We start from the raw sequence: 6,227 nt of genomic DNA, 5'->3' as shown, positions 1-6,227 counted from the left end.
CGGGGGCGTCGACGGGGTCTGGGCGCCCGGGCCGGTGGACTGCGGCACGATCGACCTCGCCCACGCCGCGCCCGCCGCGCCCGCGGTGCTGCCCGACCTGGTCGCCCGCGCCGTCGAACGGGGCGCCGCGGAGCTGGCCGGACACGGTTACGGCCCGGACGGCCTGCCCGCGCTGCGGGCCGCGATCGCCGACCGGTTCACCGCCCGGGGGCTCCCGACCGGGCCGGAGCAGGTCGTCGTGACGGGCGGGGCGCTGCAGGCGATCGGGATCGTCGTCGCCGAGCTGGCCGGGCCCGGCGACCGGGTGCTCGTCGAGCACCCCACCTACCCGTCGGCGCTCGACGTCGTCTCCGACGCGGGGGCGGTCGCCGTCTCGGTGTCGGGGGACGGCGCCGACGCGACCCCGCAGACCGTGCTGCCGCGGGCCGCCCGGCAGACCGCGGCGCGGGTCGCGTACCTGATGGCGGACTTCCAGAACCCCACCGGCCGCCTCCTCGACGACGGCGCCCGCGCCCGGCTCGTGCAGCGCCTCGCCCGCCAGGGCACGGTCGCCCTGGTCGACGAGACCTTCGCCGAGCTGGACCTGCGCGAGGGCGCCACGGGGCCGCTGCCGTGCGCCGCGCACGCCGCCGGTCCGGACGACGTCGTCACCGTCGGAGGGCTGAGCAAGATCGCCTGGGGCGGGCTGCGGATCGGCTGGATCCGGGCCGGCCGCGAGCGGGCCGCCCGGATGCGACGACGGCTGGCCCGCGCCCAGCTGGCGCTGCCGGTACTGGAGCAGCTCGTCGCCGTCGAGGTGCTGGAGCGGCTCGACGTGCTGCGGGCCGAACGGGTCGGGGTGCTGCGCACCCGGCGCGACCTGCTGGTCGCCGAGCTCGCCGCGGCCCTGCCGGACTGGCGCTTCACCGTCCCCGACGGCGGGCTGGCGCTGTGGTGCGACCTCGGTGCGCACGTCTCGACGGCGCTGACCGCTGCCGCCCCGCGACACGGCCTGGTGCTGGCGCCCGGCCCGCGGTTCGGGGCCGGGCACGCGTTCACCGACCGGTTGCGGGTGCCCTTCACCCACCCCGGTCCGGTGGCGGCCGAGGCGGTACGGCGCCTGGCCCGCACCGCCCGTGACGTCGCCGGGCCGGGCCGGACGACCGGCGCCGACCCGGCGACCCGGGCCGGCGTCGTCGTCTGAGGCGGGCCGGTGGCGGTCTCCGACGCCTACTTCAGGCCGGATCGGACGAAGCCGTCGACGATCCGGCGTTGCAGCACCAGATAGAGCAGCAGCACCGGGAGGCAGGCCATTCCGGCGGTCGCCATCATCGGCCCCCAGTCGTTTCCCTCGGTGCCCATGAAACTGCGCAGACCCAGCTGCAGGACCGCATTCGTGCGCTGCAGCACCAGGGCCGGCCAGAAGTACTCGTTCCAGGCGTTGATGAACAGCAGCACGCCGAGCGCGGCGAGGGCCGGGCCGAGATTCGGTACCACGACGGTCCACAGCGTCGACCAGGCGTTGCGCCCGTCCATCCGGGCGGCCTCGAGGAGCTCGAACGGCACCGAGCGGACGTGCGCGCGCAGCATGATCACGGCCAGCGCGGAGCACAGGTTCGGGATGACGACCCCGGCGACGGAGTTCAGCGTGCCGAGCTGGTTGAGCAGCACGTAGTTCGGCACCATCGTCACCTGGAACGGCACCAACCAGGTCGCCACGAACAGCAGGTACAGCACGTTCCGGAAGCGGAACCGCCAGGCCGCGAACGCGTACCCGGCCAGCAGCCCGGTGAGGAGCTGGCCCAGCGCGATCATCACCGCCATCACGGTGGTGTTCAGCAACAGCCGCGGCATGTCGACGGCGCCCCAGGCCTCGGCGTAGCTCGCACCGGACAGCGGCCAGGGGAACGGGCTGAGCGAGTGGACGTCCTCGGGGGCGCGCAGCGAGGTGGCGTAGAGCCAGTACACCGGCACGATCGCGGCCAGCCCCAGCAGCCCGAGGACGAGGTGTCCGACGATCCCGCGGGACCGTGGCACCGCCGCTCCGACGATCTCACGAGTCATGGAACGACAACCGTTCGGTGAGACGCACCAGCACCAGGGCGAGTGCCCCGAACCCGAGGAAGAAGATCATCCCCGCGGCCGCGCCCAGCCCGGCGTCGAACGAGCCGAAGGCGTAGTCCCACAGCAGGTAGTAGACGTTCGTCGTGGCGCCGGACGGCCCGCCCCGGGTGAGGGTGTCGACCAGGGGGAAGCTCCACTGGGCGGCCAGCAGCAGCGTCATGAGCAGCAGGAACGACAACGTCGGTGACAGCAGCGGCACCGTGATCCAGCGGGTGGTCTGCCACCGGGTGGCGCCGTCGAGCGAGGCGGCGGCCGAGTACTCGGAGTCGATCCCGGCCAGTCCGGCCGCCACGACGAGCGTCGCGAAGCCCAGCACGTGCCAGCCGGTGATCACGATGACGGCGGCCTGGGCGGGCCCGGGCTCCTGCAGCCAGTTGACCGGCGTGCCGAGCAACCGGTTCACCAGACCGTCGCGGGGGTCGAGCATCCACTGCCAGACCGCCGCGCCGGCGACCGGTGCGACGAGCATCGGCGCGAACACCAGCGCCTGGTACACGGTGGCGGCCCGGCCGTGCACCTGCCGCGCCAGCAGGCCGACGACCGTGGGCACCACCAGCGTGAACGGCAGCAGCCCGAGGATCAGCACCGCGGTGCGGCCGACCGATGACGAGAAGTCCGGCAGCGCGAACAACCGCTCGTAGTTGGCGAACCCGACCCAGGTCGCCGGGCTGGTCGGCAGGAGGTTCCAGGAGAGGAACGACAGCTGCACCGTCGTGGCCAGCGGCCGGTAGACCCACACCACCAGCAGCGCGAGCCCCGGCAGGAGGAACAGGTAGGGCGGCGCGGCCCGGGCGGCCCGGGTCGTCCACGGCAGCCGCACCGGCGCCGGAGCGTCGGTGCGCTCCGGCGCCGGGACCTCGACGAGCGTGCTCACCGGGGGACCCGCTCTGCCATCCAGGCGATCCGCTCGGCGGCGTCGACGTCGTACACGGGGGCGCCGTCGAGGGGCACCGCCGAGGCGACCGCGGCCTCGTCGAACAGGTCGATCCGGCTCAGCGCCGCGCCGGACACCCCGCGCAGGCGCCCGGCAGGCGGGAACACGTCCACCTGGTAGACCAGCGCGGGTGCCACCCACACCGGGATCCCGGCGAGCACACCCGCCCCGGCGTGGTGGGCGTGACCGCAGACGATCATCCGCACGTCCGAACCCGCCAGCACAGCGGCGAGCCGCTCCGGCTCCCGCAGCCGCAGCAGGTCGACCGAGGGAACGGGCGACGGGAGCGGCGGATGGTGCAGGACGAGCACCGTCCCCCCGGGGGCCGGCACCGCGAGCTCGGTGGCGAGCCGGTCGAGCTGCTCGGGGCCGATCCGCCCGTGGTGGTGGCCCGCGATGGTGCTGTCCACCGCCACGATCCGGGTGTCCCCGGCCCACACCACGCGGTCCGGGCTGCCGAAGACGGCGGTGAAGGCATCGAGCTCGTCGTGGTTGCCCATCACCGGGACGACGGGCACGTCCAGCGGCTCCAGGAGCTCGGTGAGCAGCGCGTAGGCGGCCGGCTCGCCGTCCGCGGCGAGGTCGCCGGGCAGGAGCAGGGCGTCCGGCGGCGGGCCCGCGGTGACCCGGGCCAGGGCCGCCCGCAGCGTCACGGCGGAGGCGGGGTCGTCGTTCAGATGGGTGTCGGAGACGATCGCGAGCCGGCTCACCGGGCCCCCAGCAGGGCCTGGCCGCGCTGCTGGGCGGCGAGCAGCGTGGACCGCGGGTCGGCGCCCTGCAGCACGACCTGCTCGACGGCGCCCATCATCCCGTCGCGGATCTGCAGGTAGTCGTTGCCGGGGAAGGACACCCACGGCTCCATCCGGCCGAGCTGCTCGATGTTGATCCCGGCGGTCGGGTTCGCCGCCGCCCAGTCCTTGAGCGTGGACTGCACCAGCCCGGTCCGCAGCGGCAGGTAGCCGATGTTCTGCGCGATCCGGGTGAACGCCTCGTCGCTGGTCAGGAACGTCAGCAGCTCCCAGGCCGCACGCTGCTCCGGCCCGCCGTCGGCGAGCACGTAGAGCGTGGCCCCGGAGTTCGTCGGGACGGCCGGGGCGCTGCCGAAGGACGGCATCGCGGCCCCGCGCAGCTCCCAGCCGGCGCCCGCCGCGCCCTTGCCGAACGTGCCCTGCAGGGAGGAGGACTCGAGGATCATGCCCAGGTCACCGCGAGCGAACGCCTCGACGGCCTGCTGCTGGGTGAACTTCGGGGTGGCGCCGGAGCGCACCATGTCGGCGAACGTCGCCACGGCCTCCACGGCCTCCGGATCGGCGTACCGCAGGGTGGTCCGGTCCTCGGAGAGCACCCGGCCGCCGTTGGACCGGACGAGGCTCTGCAGGCACCAGTCCTTCGCGACCGTGGTCACGCAGTCGGCGTAGGCGCCCTCCTCGCCGGTCGCCGCCCGGATCCTGGCGGCGGCGTCGGCGACCCCGGCCCAGGTGGCGGGGGGCTCCGCCGGGTCGAGCCCGGCGGCGCGGAAGAGCGAGGCGTTGTAGTAGAGCACCGGGGTGGACAGCACGAACGGCACGCCGTAGGTCCTGCCGTGCAGCGTCCCGAGGCCGGTCGTGGCCGGGGCGAACGGGTGCGGTCCGCCGAAGTTCCGGGCGACGGCGTCCGCCCCGACCAGGTCGTCGAGCGGCTTGGCGCCGAGCTGGTCCACGAGGAACCCCATGTCGGAGAACCCGACCTGGACGAGGTCGGGGGCCTTCCCGGTCGCGGCCTGGGTCCGGATGCTCGAGATGGTGTCGGCGGCGGGGTTAGGACTGGTGCCCTGCGGCCTCTGCGCGACGACGGTGATGTCCGGGTGCCGGGCGTGGAAGGTCTCCAGCAGATCGGTGAACGTGTCGGTCCACGGTCCGGCCTGGCCGAGGTTGTAGGACTCGAACGTGATCGTGACCTGGTGGCCGGGGGCGAGCTCGGGGGCACGCGCGACGGTGCCGGGCGCGGTGCCGGCGGAACCGCCGACCCCGCATCCGGCGAGCAGCGCGACCGCGGCCAGCGCGGCCGCGACGAGACGGAGGTGACGCATGTCGACTCCTCGGTGTCAGACCGCGACGGGGGCGCGGGTCGGCTCGGGGGTACGCACCAGCCGGCGTCCGCCGGTGGCGGAGAACAGGTGCACGCGGTCGGGATCGGCGGTGAGCCGGACGTGGTCGTCGACGGCGAGACCGAGCGGGCGGGGGCCGCGCAGGGCGAGCCGGCCGGACCCCACGTCGAGGTGCGCGACCTCCTCGCCGCCCAGGTTCTCGACGAGCCGGACGGTGCCCCGCCAGGTGGCGGCTCCCTCGCCGACCCGCAGGTGCTCGGGCCGGACGCCGACGAGCACGTCCCGGTCCTCGTCGTCGCCGGGGCCGAGCGGGACGTCCACGCCGTCGCCGACCGCCCGCAGCAGGCCGTCGGTGCTCTGCAGCCGGGCGGGCAGCAGACCGATCGCGGGGGAGCCGACGAACCCCGCGACGAAGGTCGAGGCCGGGGTGTCGTAGACCTCCTCCGGCGTCCCGACCTGCTCCAGCCGCCCGCCGTTCAGCACGGCGATCCGGGTCGCCATCGTCATCGCCTCGACCTGGTCGTGGGTGACGTGGACGAACGTGGAGCGCAGCCTGCGGTGCAGGTGGGTCAGCTCGGCGCGGGTCGCGGTGCGCAGGGTGGCGTCCAGGTTGGACAGCGGCTCGTCGAGCAGGAACGCACCCGGTTCCCTCACCAGTGCCCGTCCCAGCGCGACCCGCTGACGCTGTCCCCCGGACAGCTCCCTCGGGCGCCGGTCCAGCAACTCCTCCAGGCCGAGGACCGAGGCGACCTCGGCGACCCGCGCGCCGACGTCCCGGCGTCGGCGGGTGCGCAGCGGGAAGCCGATGTTCTTCGCGACGGTCAGGTGCGGGTAGAGCGCGTAGCTCTGGAAGACCATGGCCAGGTCGCGTTCGCGCGGGGCGGCGGTGGTGATGTCGCGGCCGTCGAGCAGGACCCGGCCGCCGGTCGGCGGGGTCAGCCCGGCGACCATGCGCAGCAGGGTCGACTTCCCGCAGCCCGACGGGCCGAGCAGGACGAGGAACTCGCCGTCGGCGATGTCGAGCGAGATGCCGTCGACCGCCGTGACGTCACCGAAGCGGCGGGTCAGGCCGTCGATCTGGATGCGGCTCACCGCGGGTCTCCT

Annotated in this window: 6 protein-coding genes; 1 reads left to right on the top strand and 5 read right to left on the bottom strand. The window is 74.6% G+C overall.

From position 1 onward, the window contains the following. On the top strand, positions 1-1,183 hold a 1,183-nt coding region (locus tag NH602_RS03010; RefSeq protein ID WP_253066936.1), incomplete at its 5' end, for a PLP-dependent aminotransferase family protein. Between the two features lie 26 nt (positions 1,184-1,209). Here the strand turns inward: NH602_RS03010 and NH602_RS03005 are convergent. The 5 genes from NH602_RS03005 to NH602_RS02985 are packed head-to-tail and all read right to left on the bottom strand — an operon-like array spanning position 1,210 to position 6,215. Next, a complete protein-coding gene (locus NH602_RS03005) occupies positions 1,210-2,043 on the bottom strand; it encodes a carbohydrate ABC transporter permease (protein WP_253066935.1) in 834 nt (277 codons plus the stop codon). After that, positions 2,033-2,977, bottom strand: a complete 945-nt coding sequence (locus tag NH602_RS03000; protein ID WP_253066934.1) for a carbohydrate ABC transporter permease — start codon at positions 2,975-2,977, stop codon at positions 2,033-2,035. Before NH602_RS03000 ends, NH602_RS03005 begins: the two co-directional genes overlap by 11 nt. Next, on the bottom strand, positions 2,974-3,747 hold the full coding sequence (locus NH602_RS02995) for a metallophosphoesterase (protein ID WP_253066933.1): 774 nt from the start codon (positions 3,745-3,747) through the stop codon (positions 2,974-2,976). The genes NH602_RS03000 and NH602_RS02995 overlap by 4 nt, the downstream gene beginning before the upstream one ends. Further along, positions 3,744-5,105 carry an ABC transporter substrate-binding protein gene (locus tag NH602_RS02990; protein ID WP_253066932.1) on the bottom strand — a complete coding sequence of 454 codons (1,362 nt, stop codon included), beginning with the start codon at positions 5,103-5,105 and terminating at the stop codon, positions 3,744-3,746. Before NH602_RS02990 ends, NH602_RS02995 begins: the two co-directional genes overlap by 4 nt. Positions 5,106-5,120: 15 nt before the next feature. Beyond that, positions 5,121-6,215, bottom strand: coding sequence for an ABC transporter ATP-binding protein (locus NH602_RS02985; protein WP_253066931.1), 1,095 nt, complete (start codon positions 6,213-6,215; stop codon positions 5,121-5,123). Positions 6,216-6,227 lie beyond the last annotated feature (12 nt).

The organism is Pseudonocardia sp. McavD-2-B (assembly GCF_024124365.1).
In the GTDB taxonomy this organism is placed as follows: domain Bacteria; phylum Actinomycetota; class Actinomycetes; order Mycobacteriales; family Pseudonocardiaceae; genus Pseudonocardia; species Pseudonocardia alni.
This window is presented reverse-complemented; position numbering and strand designations above follow the sequence as displayed.